This window comes from Vibrio coralliirubri (assembly GCF_024347375.1).
In the GTDB taxonomy this organism is placed as follows: Bacteria; Pseudomonadota; Gammaproteobacteria; order Enterobacterales; family Vibrionaceae; genus Vibrio; species Vibrio coralliirubri.
In genome coordinates, this window is the sequence record NZ_AP025470.1 from 3,449,202 (window position 1) to 3,467,974 (window position 18,773).

The window sequence follows — 18,773 nt, forward strand, 5'->3', positions numbered from 1 at the left end:
AGAGGGCATGGGATATTCATAGATATCCCCGTAAATCAAGGCTCGCTAAAACCTTTAAAAGATACTCACAACCCAAAACATTAATTGGCATCAAGCACAAGCAGTACAAGTAACTCTGGTATAGCGGTGATCTCATTATATTTTCGATAACGTACTTCTGTAGTGAGTAATACTAATCGCTCCCTAACTCGAGCTATTGTCGACATAGAAGGGGCTTTGTTGCGTAATTAAATTTAGAGATAGAGCCAACCCGTTTCGCTTGTTTCTTAGTCAATACGACAAGTTTCAGGCATACCTAACCCAGTAAGCTTGTTCAACGCTTTTATCATCGCGTAAGTTTCACCCACCTGGGCATTGTAATTTCTTAAGCTCAGTTTCCCTCCTAGCAACTGTTTAACTCGATACATCGCTGTTTCTGAGAGTGAACGTTTGTGGTATCCATACCGCTCTTTCCAATACTTATTTGAGTCGTATAATTTCTGGCAACCCACGGCGAAATTTCGAGGGTGACCACGCTCCCAGAAGGCAGCCCCTTCTCTTGGGGGAATAAGCGCAATAGCTCCCTTAATCTTAATAGCAGCGTGACACGCTCTCGTGTCGTAAGCGCCATCACCAGACACCTCAAGGATACTTCGGCGTGTTTGTTTCAGTAAGTTCGGGAGTACTTCTCCATCTGTAACCGTCGATAAACTTAGCTCGGCGGCAATGATCTCATGAGTGTTGGTATCGACTGCAATATGCAGCTTTCGCCAGACTCTACGCTTGCCATCCGTCCCATGTTTTTTGACTTTCCATTCACCTTCGCCATAAACCTTAAGGCCAGTAGCATCAATGGCTAGGTGCTGTATCGCTCCTCTCGTTTTAGTCTTAAATGAAACCTCAACTTGCTTGGCTCTACGACTGATGCAGGTGTAATGCGGACAACTTAACGGTACATGGGCTAACCTAAATATCGAGTCGATAAATCCTTGCAGCGCTCTCAATGGCATAGAAAAAACTCGTTTGACCATGAGTGCTGTCGTGATAGCTAAATCACTGAACCGACGCGGCCTACCGCGCTTATTCTGTTTGCTTTGCGCCCATCCGCTTATTGCTTCTTCATCAATCCAAAAAGTCAGAGAACCACGGTTAATGAGTGATCGGTTGTATTGCTTCCAGTTGGTTGTTTTATAACGAGGCTTAGGCATAGGACTACGAGATAGAGTGGAGGTAGCTGATCAGATCGTAGGTTCTTGATTTAGTTCCATTGAATTACGCAACAAAGCCCATAGAAGGTACTCCTTGACTAAAATCATCAAATCGCTTAAAAACCTCAGGTTCCTAAATAACATCGAATTACTTTTCTTCACGTTGAGGTGATCAGTTTTCGCACATCTCTTATTTGCTTACTTTCTTAAAACCGCCCCAATAGGCCACAAAACAGTCTTTTCGCAACTAGTAGCCCTTTTAACTTGCCACCCATCCGCATTTGGGTACGCTACCGCCCTTAGGTTTGGCTCCTACAGGCAAGGCTTGATGATTTATTCGCTATTATGCGGTTTTCATACGGTTTCTAATTTGCTGCGCATTCTAGCAAAGTAAGTGCATATTGACCAGTTTGAAATTTACCCTATTTGGACAAGCCTCTCACCATGCGTTTATCCAACGAAAGCATTGTACGTTTTGTAGATACTGAGTCCCTATGTGGTACCGGTTTTCTTGTACTGCATCGCAGTAGCGCTTTTCTATATCAATGAAAATATTGCCGTTTCGGTACAACGACACGAAGCTTGGGTTATTGTTTACCGCCAATAACGCTTTAATCTCTGTGCGTGTTAACCCTTGTGGGTAGTGGTTAACCAGCAGTTTCAAGAACTCGCCAATGCGCCCTTCCACTCGCGCTACCTCTTCTTCTAAAATGGTGACTTTTTCTTCCGTTGTCAGTTTTTTTAGGCTGTTATCGCCCATGTTGCCCTCTCCTAATTCTACTTTTGTTTCTTGCCGTTTATTGTCTGTGTTTTAGCTATTGGTTTGTTTTACTTCGGGCCTGCTTTAGCCCTTTGGCAGTTTGAACAAGTGCTTAGTCTGTGAATAATCGAATGGTCACTGCTTATAATCCGTGCCGAGCGATTTTGATTGAATTAGGGCCTTAATGCGCTCGTCAAATGGGTTGGTGGTGCTTTTAGCTTTGTAGTCCGCGAGGGCCTGAGTGACCGGTGTGGTTTGTTCGGGATTGCTTTTGATTGGCTGCGCTTGGTTTGAAGCTGTTGTGGGCGCATCTGCTTTTATTGAGCCTACGGCTTTTATCGATTTTGGTTTCTTTGAGGGTTTCACCGCTTGTGTTTGCTTAACCGCTCTTGTTTGCTTAAAGACTAGCGATGAGTCTCGCTTCGCCTTGGCTTGGGCGCTTCTTCTTAGCCAGCCATTCACAAAGTGGCCAATGTGCTCAAAGGATTTGCGCTTATCGTGGTTGATGTACAACCACGCTTGCATAGCATGCAGCTCTTGCAGCACATCTAACTTTGGGTAGGTGCGCTCTAAGATTTTGTAGAACTCATGAAAAATTGGCGCGCTGCCCTCTTTGGTGAGCAGGTGAATCACGGCTTCATTCTTTTGGGGTATGGGAGTGGTGGTGGCTTGAGGTGTCGTTGGCTCTTTTTCAAGGGACAAGGCTGTTTCAAGAGATGGGGCTGTTTTACAAGGAATGTCTGTTTTATGTTCTTTATGAAAGATTATGTGTGCCAGGTGGTCACTCTCCGTGTTGGATCTTGAGTCACCCAGGGGAGTGTCTGGATGTTCTGTTTTCTGCGTGTGTTCTGTCTTCTGTACACGCTCTTTTTTCTGCGTACATGCTAATGAGGCTGGCGGTAAGTCTGTTAGGTCTACATTGGCGTTGTTTAGGTTGCCATCCGCTTGGTCTAGATCGGCCTGCTGAATGTGGCTGTCGCTGGGTAGGCGCAGCTGATAGATATTGCTGCGCTGGCGTCCTGAATCATCAAAGCGCTTTATTCGCTTCACAAAGCCTTGCTTTTCGAGCTCGTTAACGTGTCGTTTCACGGTTCTTACCGACACTTCGCAATATTGCGCTAAGTAATTGAGGGAAGGAAAACACACGCCGCGCGCGTCGGCATTATCAGCCAGTTTTAATAGCACCAACTTGCTGATGGGCGATCCGGTTTTTAATGGGATAAAAGAAAGAATTAGAGAAACACACATGGTAACGCTCCTTGTTAAATGACCATTCGTACTGAAATCCATTGATATAAAGGGCATTAACAACACTTTTTGGCGCTTTAGGGGCGAAAGGCCTATGAGATAAGTTGTAAGAAAAGATGTTTGGTTAATTACCTCGGATAGATATGCAACACCAACCTTATTAGGCAGTGACTTTTCGAAGCACCTCTCACTTTTCTGTGTTCCGCCGTTTTCGCGCTATTACCGCCAACCCCAATTACAAGTCTTGAAGTACATTGCCCTCCCCATGCAGCAATAAGGTGCTTAATGAAGGCGATAGTTTCTCTTTTTATTTCAGCATACCAACCCGGAATGGCGAGCATCGAATGCCTTGCTAGCTCCCTCATTCAGTCGCGCCAGCCGTTATTTTTTAGTGATAGTGATGGGTCTGACCAAGTACTGAGCTATGAAGCTAACGGTTCTAAAGAAAGCCAAATGGAAGATTGTTATTTTAATGAGGATGAATGCGGTGACGCCCCAAGCTATGAAGATATTTGTTGGATGATCAACCGAGCACGTCGCCCCAACCATTAGGTTATTGCGTGATGTATTTACGCTATGTAAGCCACCACTCTGGTTATGCCAAAACCTTAGCCACCAGTTTGCGACAACACGTCGCGCTGCACCCTAATTTAAAAGAATCGTTATCAACGTCTTTAATCGCCTATTTACAACAACACGAGGATTTATTTTGTCAAACACTCCACCAGCAACTGATCGAGTTCCACACCAGCCGTTAGAAGCGCCTGCTGTTTTGCAAAAACGGGCTAGCAAGGTGGAGCTTATCCCCTCGTTAGAGCCTTGTTTACCTTCAGCATCCTATTCCTTCAGTCTGGTTTCGGTTTTACTCCGTTTGCCTCATTGCCCGCCCTACTCTTTTATTACTGTGCATTGCAGCGCCACGCCGCCACAGCAAGATATAGGCGTAACCGAGATTCGTCGATGGCATAAAAAAAGAGGCTGGCGCGATGTGGGGGATCACTTTGTTATTCGTCGCAATGGGGATGTCCAATTGGGCAGGCCGCTGTCGCAAACCGGCGCACATGTGAAAGGACACAACAAGGGCAATATTGGGGTTTGTTTGGTTGGCGGTTGTAATGCCGAGCTGCAATCAGAAGATAACTTCACGCTTGCGCAGCGTAAGGCGCTGTTTGGTTTAATGACTGCGCTACAAGAGCAGTTCTTGATTTCAGATGAGAATGTTAAAGGGCATAAAGATTGGGGTGTGAATAAGGCGTGTCCGGTTATGGCTTTAAGAGCTTAAGAGCAGATGAGGGATTCGAGTAAGCGGGATGCGAAGAGCAGGAAGAGCAGCAGCGGGATTCGGGTAAGCGAGATGCGAAGAGACTAAGAGACTAAGAGACTAAGAGCGGATGAGGATGACGGGTAAACGAGTAGCGAAGAGACTAAAAGCAGATTCCAGATACTTCGTTCCTCAGTTCTGGAATGACGGAGTCGTGGGATTATTAACTTAATAAAAGTAGTCGTCATTCCCTACAGTGAGGGACGAACGTGATAGGGAATCTAATTCAACGGATAAATGGCGGAGGAGAGGTCTCGCTAAGGCTGTCGAACCATAAGGTTATACAGTCAAAGGCTATACATGCGGTCAAAGCCAATCAATAAACCAAGGAGCAGTATGACATTGTTCGGAAGAATATTCGGGAGCCAGTCTTCTATTAGCAAGGGGTTAGATGCACTCACCAACACAGGAGATGCGATGTTTTTTACTGATGAAGAAAAAGCGAAGCACAAGCTGGCACTGCTTAAAGCGTATGAACCTTTTAAGTTAGCGCAGCGCTACATTGTGTTGTTGTTCACCATTCCTTATGTGGCACTGCATGTAATGGTGATTCTGGGCTGTATGCACGGTTACGATTGGAAGCCATTAGGGGAAATGACGAATGAAGCGTTTGGTTATCCGGTGTTAGCGGCGGTTGGGTTGTATTTAACGGGTGGCGTTATAAAAAAGTAGATACGAGTGACGAGTGACGAGTAAACGAGATGCGAAGAGCTTAAAAAGCAGATGCGAGTGACGGGTATCGAGATGCGAGGAGCTTAAAAAGCAAATGCGGGTAGCGGGTAAGCGGGATGCGAAGAGCTTAAAAAGCAGATGCGGGTAACGGGTAAACGAGTAACGAAGAGATAAAGAGATGATTCGAGTGGCGCTTTTCGTATCTCGCCACTCTCATCCCGTATCTGCCATTTAGCTCTTATCTTTTCGATACTCGATAACTCGAATCTCGTATCTGCCTTTCAGCTCTTCGTTTACACGATTACTCGCATCTCGTTACTGCTCTTTAGCCTTTACTTCTTGTCGCTCGAATATGCGTAGTTGTAGTAACCGTAGCCGTATGAGCTTGATGCTTTCTTCTCGATGGCGTTGAAGATAACGCCTTTCACTTCAATACCAGATTGCTCGAAGCGGTTACGAGCAACATCGATCTCTTTAATGGTGTTTTGACCGTAACGCGCGACCATTAATGTGGTGCCAGCGAAGGCGCCGACAATGCTTGGGTCGGTTACTGCCAGTACAGGCGGAGTATCGACAATCACCAAGTCATACTCTTTTGATGCCCATTCCATTAGCTCTGCAAAGCGCGGGTGCATCAGCAATTCAGATGGGTTGGGTGGCACTTGGCCGCGAGTAATAATGTCGAGGTTTTCAACTGGCGTCGACTTCACTGATTGAGCGAACTCTTGTTTGCTGCTCAATACATCAGAAAGGCCGTTATCCCAATTCACACCAAAGCTTTGTTGTAGGTAACCTTTACGCATATCGGCATCAATCAATAATACCTTTTGGCCTGTTTTTGCGGCTACTGCAGCAAAGTTGGTCGAGATGAATGATTTACCAATGCCTGGCGCAGGACCAGAGATCATCAAAACGTTGTTTTTCGCTTCTAGCATCGCGAAATGCAAACTGGTACGCAGGCCACGCAGCGCTTCAACCGAAAGATCCGCAGGGTTCGATTCGGCAAGCAGTGCCTGAACGCCTTTTGTTTGTACTTTCTTCGATTTAAAGCGGTTGGTTAGCTCAATCTGTAAATCAGATTTTGGTACCGCGGCGTAAACCGGAAGTCCGATTTGTTCAATTTGATCTGGGCTTTCCACACCACGGTGGAATGCCGCTTTCACTAATACAAACGCGACACTTAACATGCCACCCAGTAACGTTGCCAACACAACAATCAGCGGCTTCTTCGGTTTAACAGCGCGAGCATACGCTTGTGCGTCATCTAAGATACGAACGTTACCGACGGTACCGGCTTTGATGATGCTCAGCTCTTGAACCTTGTTTAAGAGCTGGATGTAGATCTGTTGGTTTACTTCAACATCACGTGTCATACGCAGTACTTCACGTTGTGTTTTCGGTAGCTTTTGTACTTGCTTATTTAAGCGCTCTTTCTCACCCAATAGCGTTTTACGCTTATCAAGCAGGGCTTTGTATGCTGGGTGATCTTTAGTGAAGCGCTGGCTGATTTCACTCTCTTTAAACGTCAGTTCATTCAATTGCGCTTCAAGCTCGACCATTACCTTCAAAGTAGATTGTGCTTCTAAGCCTAAGTCGATCGATTCGTTCTTTTGGCGGTAGTTGTTTAGCGTATCTTCATAACCCGTTAGCTCAGATTTAATACCCGGAAGGTGGCTTTCTAAGAACTCAAGGCTCTTCTCTGCTTCCGCAGAATTACGTTTCACGTTCTGCAAGAAGTAGATCTGGCTGATGTGATTGAGTATCTCAGAGATCTGCTGCTTGTTTTCACCTTCAAAGCTCAGCTTCAAAATGCCAGTCTGCTTGCCTTGCTCAGACAATGATAAAGACTTCTTCAGCCATTCGATCGCTTCTAGTCGGCTCTGTTTCGCAATAGAAAATTCAAAACCATTGTGTGATTCAAAACCGGCCACAAACAAGCTGTAGTCGTCGGCGGTGGCTAACTCACCCACTTTACCTTGCAAGATAATGCGCTCATCGTCACGAACTAATTGGTAGGTACCCTGCTCAGCATCGAGAATCTGAATCGTGTGTGCGTAATCGCTCGCATAGCTTGGCATGTTAAAACGGCTAACCGCAATGTGGTTGATGTCACCGGTTAAGCGAGCAAAGCCTTTGCCAACGATGGGTGCATAGTTAGGAGAGGTCACTGTCGTTAAGTTAAACTTATCAACCGTTTCGCCTAAGATCATACGAGATTTGATGATCTCCACTTCTGTCGTGGCAGAAGATTCTTGAGAGAACAACTCGCCCATGTCACCGACCATCGATGAAATGCCGCCAGAGCTTTTCTCTTCAATTTGGATCAGGGCATCGGCTTTGTATATTGGCGTTGAAAGCAGAGCAAACGCGATACCAAACACAGCAAAAGCAAATGTGGTCAGCATGATTAGCCATTTAGCGTCCAGCAGAATGCCAAGCAGCTTTCCTAAATCTATCTCATCAGAGTTATCTGTATGCGATTGCTGAGAGGGTTGTGTTGTCATTTGTTTGCTACTTCCTAAATTATTGCTATTTAAGAGACTTCATATACGCTCCGCGTACTTCTCTTTTATATGATTCTGTTGGTGGCTATGCAACATAGCTTAACTGAAGATTTTTCTCTATCAATTACAGCTTTTTTGCCCAAGCTTGTGCCGCTTCGTCAATCAGCTTATAAGCGTGTTCAAAGGCTTCACGGCTTTGACGATAAGGGTCAGGAATGTCTTTTTGGCCAATCCACTGACCGAACAGCATGGTTTTACCTCGTGCCTCTGGCGATATTTGAGTAAGCGCTTCTAAATGGCCCTTCTCCATCACCAAGATCAAGTCATACTGAGCACAAAGCTGTGGCGTGACTTGTTGAGACTGATGATTTTCAACATCGACACCATTTTCAGCGGCAATCACAATCGCCGTTTCATCTGCAGGCTTACCAATTAAACGGCTTTTCTCGGCCGCGATACCGGCAGAGGCCACTTCTTTGTTTGGCAGCAAGTTTTGTAAAACTCGCTCTCCAGTCGGGGAACGACAAATGTTGCCCACGCATACGACTAAAATTTTATTAAACATAATTGTCTCTAATTGTATTGGGCTTATAAGCATAAAAAATCAGGTTACACGTTAAGTGCAACCTGATGATTAATATTCAGTTATTACCAATTCCGAACGCGCAACATACCTTCGGTTAGGTCGTTGAAGCCTGAAATGGTTGGTACAAGCTGACCGATTACACGGTTCCAGCGGCTGATTGGCGCTGCCGTTACGTAAACAATATCATAAGGCTTTAAATCAAACTCGGTGCCAATCACTAAAGCTGATGCATCTTCCATATTCAGTTGGTAGATGTCTGCCATGCGTTCTGATTTATCATCAGAAGTTCGGATCACAAACACACCCGTTGCATCTGCCGTCAGCTGGTTAATACCACCTACGTTGCTGAGTGCTTCGGTTAGGCTCATCCCAACGCGATCAATCTTGAGTAATTGAGGATCGTTCACTTCACCCATCACGAACACTTTTTGGTTGTCATTACGCGGTACGTGAACAATATCACCGGCTTGCAGTAAGCGGTTTTGGGTTAAGTCACCACGTTGCATTAAACCATAAAGCGAAAGGTTCTCTTCCACGCCATTGCGGGTTAATGAAACATTACGCCAATCGGCATCTTCAGACAAACCGCCCGAACGGTTCACGGCATCCAATAATGTAAGTGGGATATTGGTGATTGGCTGCTGGCCAGGTTTAGATACTTCACCGGTAATGTAGGTTTTCTTAGATCGGAAAGCTGCTACGTTTACATCAACTTGAGGGCTTTCGATGTATTTCGCCAAACGTTCCGCTATATCAGAACGAATTTCACGAACCGTTTTTCCTGCAACTTCTACTGTACCAATGTACGGGTAGAAGATGGTGCCGTCTGCATGAACCCAGTTACCCGCTTCGGTGCTGCTACGATAAGAGCCTGCAGGAATCGTCAGTTCAGGGTGATCCCAGATCGTGATATTTAAGATATCGCCCACGCCGACTTTGTATTCATACTTTGCGATGTTTACGTCAAGTTCCGGATTGGCTTGTGAAACCGACAATGTACTGGTTTGGTAAGTCGATACTAACTGCGCCGTCAGCGGATACACATTCACCACTTCAGAAATATCTGACTCTTGCTGCTCCTCCGAAGGTTGAATCACATTCTTACCACCGGTAGACAGGTGAGTACCTGGAGTCGTACACCCTACAAGCAATGCAGGTATAAGCGCGAAAAGGAGACGATTTTTATTGATCTTCATGTTAACCAAGTAATAGAGATGGAATGTGTTGTGATACCCAAAAGGGCACCCAAGGAAGTTGAGCGCGTAATTTTATCAGCTATGCAGTTTTAAATAGAGCTGAAGTGGATAAATAATAAGATCTAGCTCTCATTTAGCATCGAAAAAATCAAGACGCTACCGCCCCTTGATAGTCCGCGACACCACACTGCGTAGTTGATACCAAACGCAGCAAAAACGATGCCTGCATCCGGTCATTTTAATCCGTAAACATTATCCACAATTTGTGTTTATTATCAACCTAGTTGAATGGTTTTAAGGGGGAAGAGCTTAAGACCAGATACAGGATGCGAGTGAGCGAGATGCGAAAAGCGCAAGAGCAGATGAGAGTAGCTAGATACGAGTAAACGAAGAGCAAGAACAAAAACAAAAACAAAAACAAAAGCAAAAACAAAAGCAAAAAAAGAGCCAACACATGAAGTGAACTGACCCCCAATAGTTGGACACCAATTATTGGGGGTCTTTTTATGTCCAAATATAGCCGAGAGCTAAAATGTATCATTGCTAAGCAATACTTAGATGGCACGTCATCTCTCTACTTAGCAAAACAATATTCAATTTCTTCAAGGCAGATACGGTATTGGGCTCAAGTCTTTGCCATCCATGGTACTGATTCATTTTTACCAACTAATCATGCCGCGACTGCTCAAACAAAACGAAAAGCATTGAATTTAATGTGGACGAATGAATGGTCTCTCACGCACACTAGCGCTGTATTAAACCTCTCATCCCCTGGAATACTCTCTGTCTGGCTTAAACGATTTAATGAGCTCGGTATCAAGGGGCTCGAAATGCGCCAGAAAGGAAGACCCTCAATGAAACAGCAACCTCAACGTACCACTAAGCCTGATAATGAAATGACACTTGAGGAGCTAAAAGAGGAGTTGGTCTACTTACGAACCGAGAATGCCGTTCTAAAAAAGTTGGAAGAGTTGGAGCAGAAAAAAAACCGTCGAACAAAGAAAAAGCGGTCATAGCTCTAACTCTTAAAGGCAAGTACCCATTAAAGCACTTACTGCACACTCTACAGTTGGCAAAAAGTGTCTTTTATTATCAGGCTCAAACGAGCAAGCGCCAAAATAGCTACGAACGTGAGCTGCGGTTGATAAAGTCAATTTATCATGAACATAAGGGGCGATACGGCTACCGCCGTATTCACTTGGAACTAAAGAATCAGGGGTTCGTGCTTAATCACAAAACGGTTCAAAGGCTTATGGCTCAGCTCAACCTTAAATCGACGGTCAGGATTAAAAAGTATCGTTCATACCGAGGAGAGTCAGGAAAAGCTGCTCCCAACGTTCTTGAAAGAGATTTTAGTGCGACTCAACCCGATGAAAAGTGGGTAACTGATGTCACGGAGTTCAAAGTCAAAGAGCAGAAAGTATACTTATCTCCCGTTGTCGACTTGTTTACTCAGGAGGTGGTTGCTTATAGAGTGGCCAAAAATGCCTGCTTGCCGCTTGTCACAGATATGCTGACGGAAGCTATATCAACGCTTAAACCCAACTCAAAGCCAATTATACATAGCGATCAAGGTTGGCAATATCGCCATCGACAGTATCAGAAAAAGGTAGCGGAGAGTGGGTTAACGCAAAGCATGTCGAGAAAAGGTAACTGCTTGGATAATGCTGTTGCTGAAAACTTTTTTGCTTTACTCAAAACCGAGATGTATCACAACCAAAGCTTTGAAGATGCAGATGCTCTGATAGAGCAGATTAAAGAATACATCGAGTACTACAATACCAAACGTATAAAAGTGAAACTAAAAGGCCTGACTCCGATAGAATATCGAACTCAGGCCTTGAAAGCCGCTTAACAGAAATGTCCAACTTTACGGGGTCACTTCAAAGTGCTGGCTCTTAATTTTAGATGTTACGCTGAATTATTTTACTGCTTCTAAGTATTTTAGGTAAGCATTGCGTAAGCGCTGTCGGTTTTCATAGTAGTAGCTTGCACCGATGCGGTTACGGTTGAAGTACTGCCTTTCAATATTGTGTTGTAAGCCAGTATCAACACCTAAACCTGTGCCTAAATTGTTGTGGCTCTCACCAACGCGAGTTTGAAGCGCGTATACAAACTGGTCGATACCACGTAATTGAACGTAGTCAGGGCTCATATCACGCCACAACGTTAGAGGGATTGCGATAGAAAGCGTCACAAAATCTTCGGCTTCACTGCTTCCTACTGCTTTTGTGGTTTGGTATGACGCATCAACTCTTACGTCACCTAACCAATGACTGGTGGTCACGCGTACCCCTTCATCGCCTTTCCAGAATTGACCGGCTTGCACTTTACCTTGCCAGTTCCAGTCCGGTCTTGAGTAGGTGTAGTGGCCAATCATAGGGGTCGCATCTAAGATGGCTTTCCCTCTTGAGTCGTACTTATCTTGAGCAGAAAAGTTCGCATATTCAGCACCTAGAATGTGACGACCGCTATTGCTCGCATACTGCGTTTCATTCAAAAAGCCCAAAAAGTTTCCGTAAACTTGCCCAAATGAGAATTGAGTCGTGAGGTTGTAAGGCAATTGGAATGCTTGGTGGAAAAGAACCCTATCGACTTCATTTTCAAAGGCATTATCACCCCAAATTTCGCCCTCTTCAAAATCATCACTCTCTGCCAGTGGCATTACGTGTCGAACATCCAATGCAGCACCTTTCCACAAAGGTGTGTAAAGGTTAGTAGCCAGCGCTAAAGAGTAATCAAATACACCGTATTCTGTCGCAGTATTGTGATACAAAGCAGGAGACACAATCACCTGTGTGCGACCAAATCCAGAACGAGAAACCTCTTCACTAAAGTTCGCTTTTGCATAACTCTTTTTCACATCAGAAGTTCGCACAAGAAGCGTTTTGCAAGGTTCGCCCGTTTTTACAAATTCACGGTAACACGGGGCACTGGTGATCACTTCCATCATCGGCATGTCATTCACCAAGTTAAACAGGCGAATGTTTTGTTGTTGGTAGTTTTTAACCCCGAGGTCTTGAAGCATACCTTCTCCCACGTAGGAAGAGATAATACCCAGAGCAACACCCACACCGTCCACTTGGTTACGATTATAACGTCTGTTTTCCAGTGCAACGTTTAACCCAATATCATCCGCAGAAATTCTAACGTTAAGAAAGCCTTCATCAACCAGTGCTTTTTTAAGTTGAACCATACCAGCAAATTTATGATGTGCTTGTTCTACTGCGATCTTGTCTTCTAGTGTCAGTTCGTTCACTCGGCGAGATTCAGAGAAGCCCATTAAAGGAGTAGATGCTGCTACCGACCAAATATCGATATCGGCATTACCACTGGTGTAAAACTGGTATTGAAAAGATAACTGCGTATCCAGTGGTAAGTAGTGTTCTGGTGTAAATACCTTAAGGCCAGCGTTGAATTGGTGAGAGTCGTGCTCTGCAATCAGCTGAACAAAGTCCAGTGGCTGATACTCTAAACTAGCAAATGGGCCATTTAAAACGCCATGGCTCACCTCTGATTTACCATAACCGGCACTAAATCTTGCAGGGACAAAATCAGGTTGATAATCGGCAACTGCGTAAAAAGTTTCAAAGTTGCTGGCCGCACCACCGAGATCTTGAACACCTATCGCCAAATCGAACCCGGTCCAATCTTTAACGAAAGGAAGCTGGTATTTAAACGATGCCGACAAATCACGAATACCGTTACCACAATTAGGATTGTAGTTCGGTACATTTGGGTAAAGGTGACAATCATAGGTCTTTGTAACAATTCGACCTGCAGCCTCAAGCCCATCGAATAAGCCCACGCTGAATAATATGTTGTCTAACTCACTAATTTTTCCGTTGTACGGTACACCCTGCCCATAAAGGTAAGAGATGTCACCAGTGTCCATCACTTGAGCATTGGGAACAATGATTGCGCCAGTATAACTTTGTGACGACATCAGGTTATCGACGGCATAGACATTGGAAACAAGCGCTAATGCGCTAAGAGATACTATGAGAGATGTGCTTTTAGAATAACTGAATATTTTCATTGGGATGCAATAGGTTATAACCGTATTTGACAGTGACTATTTTTGTTAGTGACTACGTTTAATGGTGACAGAGTTTAATAGTGACTATGTTGATAGTAATAGCATGTAAAAAAGGCACCGTGTGGTGCCTTTTATTTATGCGTAAATTAGCCGCCGGTACCACCGCCGTTACCGCCACCGCCAGTACCACCAGTGCCACCAGTACCGCCAGTACCACCAGTTGGTGGTGGCGTACCTTCATCTGGGTCAGGCACAGGTTCAGCATCTTTTGGCGGCGGAAGATCACCTACATTCTCTGGGTCTTTCACTGCGTTTTCAATTAACGTTGGGTCATCAGTTAGATCCAAGTAAATTGTGTCGCCACCCGGTGCTTCAGGGTAGTCAGGGTAGCTTTTGATAACTTCTTCTGTAATTGCCACCGCTGCGCCAGACAATTCAGTTGCTGATGCATCAGGACTTACTACAAGTACATCTGACAATACAGCGTTAGTCGCCAATACTTTGCTCGCTAACTCTTTGCTCGCATCATCGGATGAAAGATTATCAATGATTTCTTGAGTACGACGTAGAAAGTCAGCAGCATCAGCAGCATAACCATTATTTATTAAGTCGCCCAAGCCAAGATCATTCAGGATTTGAACACCTGCAGCTTCACTGTAAGGTTGGCCAGCTAACTCTTTCTCAATCAGTGTTGAGATTGGAGAAGATGTTACAAAATCGTCGTAATTCGCTAAGCCCTTAGGGAACTTGTAGCTTACCTTGCTCATGTCTTTGCCGTTAGACACATCAACCGCACCCGCCGTTGCATTGTAGGCAAACGAACAAGTTTCAGGGTAGTTAAGAACCGTAAGCTCAGTTACTTCAGAAACACCATGGTAGTTTGTTTCTTCAAGAGAACCTTTTGTGCCATCATCACAGCTGAATGTACCTTTCATACCCATTACTGCAGGGTCGAATGCCATAATGTTACGATACGCCTCTTCAGGTGGCACGCTGTTGTCATTATCGCTACCACAACCGCCAAGGATTGCACCAACGACTGATAACGCTAAAATTTTATATTTCACAATTTATCCCTACAAATGATTAAAAGCTATGAGACAAGGCAACATTAAATGAGTCGATATCGACACCACCAATATCTTGATACAACTGGTATTCTAGACCGATCTTCATTGCCGACGTAATCGAGTATTCAGTACCAAAAGCAATCGTTGGAGTCACACCAGAATCGTCAGACTCAACACCGGGACCGTTTGCTTTCCAGTCATAAATGGCAATGCCACCTTTTGCGTATAGCGCTAAGCTGTCTGTTACATTTCCAGAGGCTTTAAGAACCACATCAAAGCTGCTTGCTTCGTAGCTGCCACCTGCAATGTCTTTAAGACCATACTCACCAAGGTAGTTATAACCACCTTCGATGGCTAGTGTATCTACGATATGATAACCAACAAACACACCGTAAGATGTGTCTGAGTCATCAATAGCCGTGCGGCTCTCAACTAATGGTGCAAAGTTATCGGCTGTTACATTACCAACTTTAGCGCCCACGTATAAATCTTCAGCTCCAACAGCTGTTGCTGATAGCAACAACAAAGGTGAAACCCTAGCTAACCACTGCATTTTCATATAATTATATCTTCCATATTTCAAACTGAACTGAGGCTGATTTTCCTAGCAAATCTAAGCGATAGTCTAATCAGTTTTTGTATGAAAGCCCAAAAAACAGACACTCATACACGCCATTCCGTACCAAAGCTACTGACGTAATTACACAACATTAAGAGCCACAAGCTACAAGCTGAAAAGAACCCAATATTGTACTTTTTGAATTTCGCCAGATTTATCTGTGTTGTTTAACAAACCTAAAGAGCTTGAGAGTAGCTTGCTTACTATGTTGCAAGCGAGCAGCTAGTATATTCTTTTCGTATGACACTACAAAAATGGTACTCAAGTGTTACTGGTCCAAGAAGAATGCTGCTTTGCTTTCAATATACAATCACGACCATCTACTCAATAATAGATGCTCTAGAAGGAATTACTCTGATTAAACAACTAATTGAACAACATGATAGGTAATAACCGCTATCAAGTAAATGTATAATTAATAAACGCACCACAGTGATTCAAAAAAAACGTCAGAACTGCGTCAGAAAGGAGTAAAAGATAAGAAAAATAGAACAGTTAAACGCGGTCACCCGCGCCTTTACCTAGTACCGTTTGAATACTGTATTGAAAGTAAAGTTTAGTATTCAACGTGTGAATCATGCGTTGTTCCCACTCCGCAAGTTTTTTCGGTGTCGACATGTCGATATCATTGATTTGAGCCAATCCCGTCACACCAGGTCTAACAGAAAGAACGCCTCTTTATTCTCTCTCATCAATCAGTTCTTTTTGGTTGAACAAACATGGAAAGCTCAGTTTACTAGCAATCTAGTTGCTGCTGCCCCATCGGTAATGAATCAATTAGATATAAAAAAACCACTTCACGTTTTCACATAAAGTGGTTTTAAATTCCTACTCAATAATTACGACTCATTACACCACGATACCGTGAGAAGCTATTTAGGCAGCTTGTTGGTATGTAACCAAACTAAGTCACCTATGCCATCAGTCGGTGAAAACTCTGCAGGGGCATTAAGCAGAAGCTGACGAATTTTTTCATGCTCAAAGTTGTGGCATGCCGCATCTAAGTCATCAACCAACTGCTTATATTCTTCAATAGGTAAGAATGACTCGTTGGCCGTCATAATTCGTTCATGCGCTGTTTGCTCGACATTATCGCCAATCAAGAGCTCTTCATATAATTTTTCCCCTGGACGTAAACCAGAAAACAATATTTCAATATCCCCATAAGGATGCTGTTCATCTTTAACTTCGAGCCCAGATAAGTTCACAAGGTTTGTAGCTAAGTCGGTAATTTTGACGGGGTCGCCCATATCAAGCACGAACACGTCACCACCTTTACCCATCGCACCAGCTTGTATCACGAGCTGAGCTGCTTCCGGAATCGTCATAAAGTAACGGATAATATCCGGGTGGGTAACTGTAATTGGCCCGCCTTTGGCTATCTGCTTTTTAAATAAAGGAATAACAGAACCAGAAGATCCTAAAACATTACCAAAGCGCACCATACAAAACCGAGTACCACTAGGTTTATCTTTTTCCTGTTGAGCTAGAGCCTGAAGCCCTAATTCCGCAACACGTTTGGTAGTACCCATAACATTAGTAGGTCGAACAGCTTTATCTGTTGAGATAAGAACAAAGGACTCGACATGAGCTTCTATGGCAGCCTTAGCTGTATAGTAAGTACCAAAAACATTATTCCGTACCCCTTCCACAACATTGTACTCGACTAAAGGAACATGTTTATACGCCGCAGCATGGTATACAGTCTGAACAGAGAAACTCTTCATTACTGTCGCTAATCGGTTGATTCGTTGAACAGATCCAAGCAATGGGATAATTTCCACCTTTAGATCATTTGCTTCTACCAAATTCGATAACTCTCGGTCAATTTGGTATAAGCCAAACTCTGATAGCTCAAACAACAGCAGGGCAGCAGGCTTTTGTTTGATGATCTGACGACAAAGCTCAGAACCAATAGACCCTCCAGCTCCGGTCACCATCACAACCTTCCCTTTAATATTAGCTTCCATCAGCGATTGCTGGGGCTCTACGGGATCTCGGCCGAGTAGGTCTTCAATAGGTACATCCTTGAGTTCATCAATACTTGCTTTGCCTTCAACGATATCTTTCATATCAGGAACGGTTAATACCTCGGCAGAAAGGTGTACAAGTGCGTCAAGAATTTTTTTCCTTCGAGCTCTTGAAGCGCTTGGCACCGCTAATAATACTTGTTCCACAGCATTCTTGGTTACTACACTCTCGGACTCACGAATATCACAGACTTTCAACCCCATAATAATGGTGTTTTCTAAAGTTGTATCTTCATCAATGAAACCGATGACTTTATGCGTATCGGAGTTTCTCAATGCCAGCGCCAACTGCCTTCCAGCAGAACCTGCGCCATAGATGAGAACGTTTTTCTTACCTTTGCCGCCAATTTGCGAAACCAAAACTCGTACAATTAACCGAGATCCGCCACTCAAAATGCATAGAAATGCTCCATAAATTATGGGTATTGAACGAGGTATATTAGCATCAAGATAAAATGCTAAGACAGCCACAGCAACGGCAGAAATTAAAGTGCCAATACTTACTACAGCCAACGCATGGAAAGTTAAATATCGTAAAACAGCACGATAGAGGCCTAATTTAGTATAGGCAACTAGAGTAACAATAATGGTACCGAACAGGACGTATTGAGCAACCTTATCATTAAGTGGCTGTATGTGACCAATTCTTGTCCAATAAGCAGCATAAAAAGCACAAACAATAAAGAGGGTGTCAATAATTACACTGACAACTCGTTTGTTAAATCTAGATAAATTCCAAATAAAATTAAGCCTAGCCATAGTAGATCTCTGGTTATAGTTTTTATTAAAGTGTTATGATTTACAAACCAAATTTTTCACTCAGAAAGCGGACTTCGTTTTGCTAGCATCAACGATTGAGTATGAATCAATAAAGTAGCCACCTAGCTTCAGCACCTCTTACCAAAATGATTACTCGCTTCGCACTTAGTGGACAACACCTCTAACTCATTATGATGATGGATAAAATTACAAATCACATTCGAAAGCGCTACTTAACTGCGTCACCAGAACCGCTTCCAGTTGCTGTCATAATGATATACTTAAAATAATTTTTTAAGGTCAATGTATCGATCATTTTCTTATCCGTTAGAGCCAGTAACTCAGGTGTCGACATATCAATATTTTGAACCTGAGCAAGGCCAGTAACACCAGGAAGAACATCATAAACACCTTTAGAATCACGTTCTATAATTAATTCCTTCTGGTTGAACAAATTAGGACGAGGACCTACAAGACTCATGTCTCCCTTGAGTACATTAATTAACTGCGGTAGTTCGTCAATCTTCGTTCTACGTAGAAACACACCTAATTTCGTAATTGATGCGTTGTTGGCCAAGTGACTCGCCACAGATTTCGTCTCAATAGACATAGTTCGAAACTTGATCAGTTTAAAAGGTTTTTTGTTGCGCCCAACGCGCTCTTGCACAAAAATAGGTGAACCGGTGTCGAAAAAGCCAATAATAGTTACGATGAGCAATATAGGACAAAGAAAGAACAGCCCAAAAAAGGCAATAAAAAAATCTAATAGTCGAAGCATTCGT

Annotated in this window: 15 protein-coding genes and 2 pseudogenes; 5 read left to right on the forward strand and 12 right to left on the reverse strand. The window is 43.7% G+C overall.

Annotated features, from left to right (window positions below):
* Window positions 1-266: 266 nt before the first annotated feature.
* The 3 genes from OCV20_RS15595 to OCV20_RS15605 form a co-directional block, all read right to left on the reverse strand.
* Window positions 267-1,187 carry an IS5 family transposase gene (locus OCV20_RS15595; RefSeq protein WP_086773621.1) on the reverse strand — a complete coding sequence of 307 codons (921 nt, stop codon included), beginning with the start codon at window positions 1,185-1,187 and terminating at the stop codon, window positions 267-269.
* Window positions 1,188-1,626: 439 nt separating this feature from the next.
* Complete coding sequence (locus OCV20_RS15600) at window positions 1,627-1,947, reverse strand: hypothetical protein (protein ID WP_086775596.1); 321 nt, start codon at window positions 1,945-1,947, stop codon at window positions 1,627-1,629.
* Between the two features lie 135 nt (window positions 1,948-2,082).
* Entirely contained in the window at window positions 2,083-3,195 is a 1,113-nt protein-coding gene (locus OCV20_RS15605; RefSeq protein WP_086775597.1) for a helix-turn-helix domain-containing protein, read from the reverse strand.
* 285 nt (window positions 3,196-3,480) lie between these two features.
* Between OCV20_RS15605 and OCV20_RS15610 the strand changes: the two are divergent.
* The 3 genes and pseudogenes from OCV20_RS15610 to OCV20_RS15620 all read left to right on the forward strand — a co-directional run bounded on the left by OCV20_RS15610 (window position 3,481) and on the right by OCV20_RS15620 (window position 5,188).
* A pseudogene (locus tag OCV20_RS15610) lies at window positions 3,481-3,953 on the forward strand (hypothetical protein).
* Window positions 3,905-4,477: an N-acetylmuramoyl-L-alanine amidase gene (locus OCV20_RS15615; protein WP_086775598.1), complete on the forward strand. Its 573-nt coding sequence runs from the start codon at window positions 3,905-3,907 to the stop codon at window positions 4,475-4,477. The pseudogene OCV20_RS15610 and the gene OCV20_RS15615 overlap by 49 nt, the downstream one beginning before the upstream one ends.
* Before the next feature lie 375 nt (window positions 4,478-4,852).
* Window positions 4,853-5,188, forward strand: coding sequence for a hypothetical protein (locus tag OCV20_RS15620; RefSeq protein ID WP_086775599.1), 336 nt, complete (start codon window positions 4,853-4,855; stop codon window positions 5,186-5,188).
* A 332-nt stretch (window positions 5,189-5,520) separates the two neighbouring features.
* Here the strand turns inward: OCV20_RS15620 and OCV20_RS15625 are convergent, their stop codons facing one another.
* From OCV20_RS15625 to OCV20_RS15635, 3 genes are all read right to left on the reverse strand, one after another.
* Window positions 5,521-7,692 (reverse strand): polysaccharide biosynthesis tyrosine autokinase, encoded by a 2,172-nt coding sequence (locus OCV20_RS15625; RefSeq protein ID WP_086775600.1) that lies wholly within the window; start codon window positions 7,690-7,692, stop codon window positions 5,521-5,523.
* Between the two features lie 124 nt (window positions 7,693-7,816).
* Entirely contained in the window at window positions 7,817-8,257 is a 441-nt protein-coding gene (locus OCV20_RS15630) for a low molecular weight protein-tyrosine-phosphatase (protein WP_050619771.1), read from the reverse strand.
* 83 nt (window positions 8,258-8,340) lie between these two features.
* Window positions 8,341-9,474, reverse strand: a complete 1,134-nt coding sequence (locus OCV20_RS15635; RefSeq protein ID WP_050619770.1) for a polysaccharide export protein — start codon at window positions 9,472-9,474, stop codon at window positions 8,341-8,343.
* A 506-nt stretch (window positions 9,475-9,980) separates the two neighbouring features.
* Between OCV20_RS15635 and OCV20_RS15640 the strand changes: the two genes are divergently transcribed.
* Complete coding sequence (locus OCV20_RS15640) at window positions 9,981-10,490, forward strand: helix-turn-helix domain-containing protein (RefSeq protein ID WP_086774936.1); 510 nt, start codon at window positions 9,981-9,983, stop codon at window positions 10,488-10,490.
* Entirely contained in the window at window positions 10,487-11,329 is an 843-nt protein-coding gene (locus tag OCV20_RS15645; RefSeq protein ID WP_108721729.1) for an IS3 family transposase, read from the forward strand. The genes OCV20_RS15640 and OCV20_RS15645 overlap by 4 nt, the downstream gene beginning before the upstream one ends.
* A gap of 66 nt (window positions 11,330-11,395) precedes the next feature.
* Here OCV20_RS15645 and OCV20_RS15650 read toward each other — a convergent pair whose 3' ends face one another.
* The 6 genes and pseudogenes from OCV20_RS15650 to OCV20_RS15675 all read right to left on the reverse strand — a co-directional run bounded on the left by OCV20_RS15650 (window position 11,396) and on the right by OCV20_RS15675 (window position 18,769).
* Entirely contained in the window at window positions 11,396-13,420 is a 2,025-nt protein-coding gene (locus OCV20_RS15650) for a YjbH domain-containing protein (protein ID WP_261881418.1), read from the reverse strand.
* Between the two features lie 239 nt (window positions 13,421-13,659).
* Window positions 13,660-14,580 (reverse strand): serine/threonine protein kinase, encoded by a 921-nt coding sequence (locus OCV20_RS15655; protein WP_086774350.1) that lies wholly within the window; start codon window positions 14,578-14,580, stop codon window positions 13,660-13,662.
* 19 nt (window positions 14,581-14,599) lie between these two features.
* Window positions 14,600-15,142 (reverse strand): outer membrane beta-barrel protein, encoded by a 543-nt coding sequence (locus OCV20_RS15660; protein ID WP_086774351.1) that lies wholly within the window; start codon window positions 15,140-15,142, stop codon window positions 14,600-14,602.
* 555 nt (window positions 15,143-15,697) lie between these two features.
* Window positions 15,698-15,925 (reverse strand): annotated as a pseudogene (locus tag OCV20_RS15665) (sugar transferase); the annotation flags it as partial.
* Window positions 15,926-16,074: 149 nt separating this feature from the next.
* On the reverse strand, window positions 16,075-17,991 hold the full coding sequence (locus tag OCV20_RS15670; RefSeq protein ID WP_086774352.1) for a polysaccharide biosynthesis protein: 1,917 nt from the start codon (window positions 17,989-17,991) through the stop codon (window positions 16,075-16,077).
* A 229-nt stretch (window positions 17,992-18,220) separates the two neighbouring features.
* A complete protein-coding gene (locus tag OCV20_RS15675) occupies window positions 18,221-18,769 on the reverse strand; it encodes a sugar transferase (RefSeq protein WP_086774353.1) in 549 nt (182 codons plus the stop codon).
* Window positions 18,770-18,773: the final 4 nt, after the last annotated feature.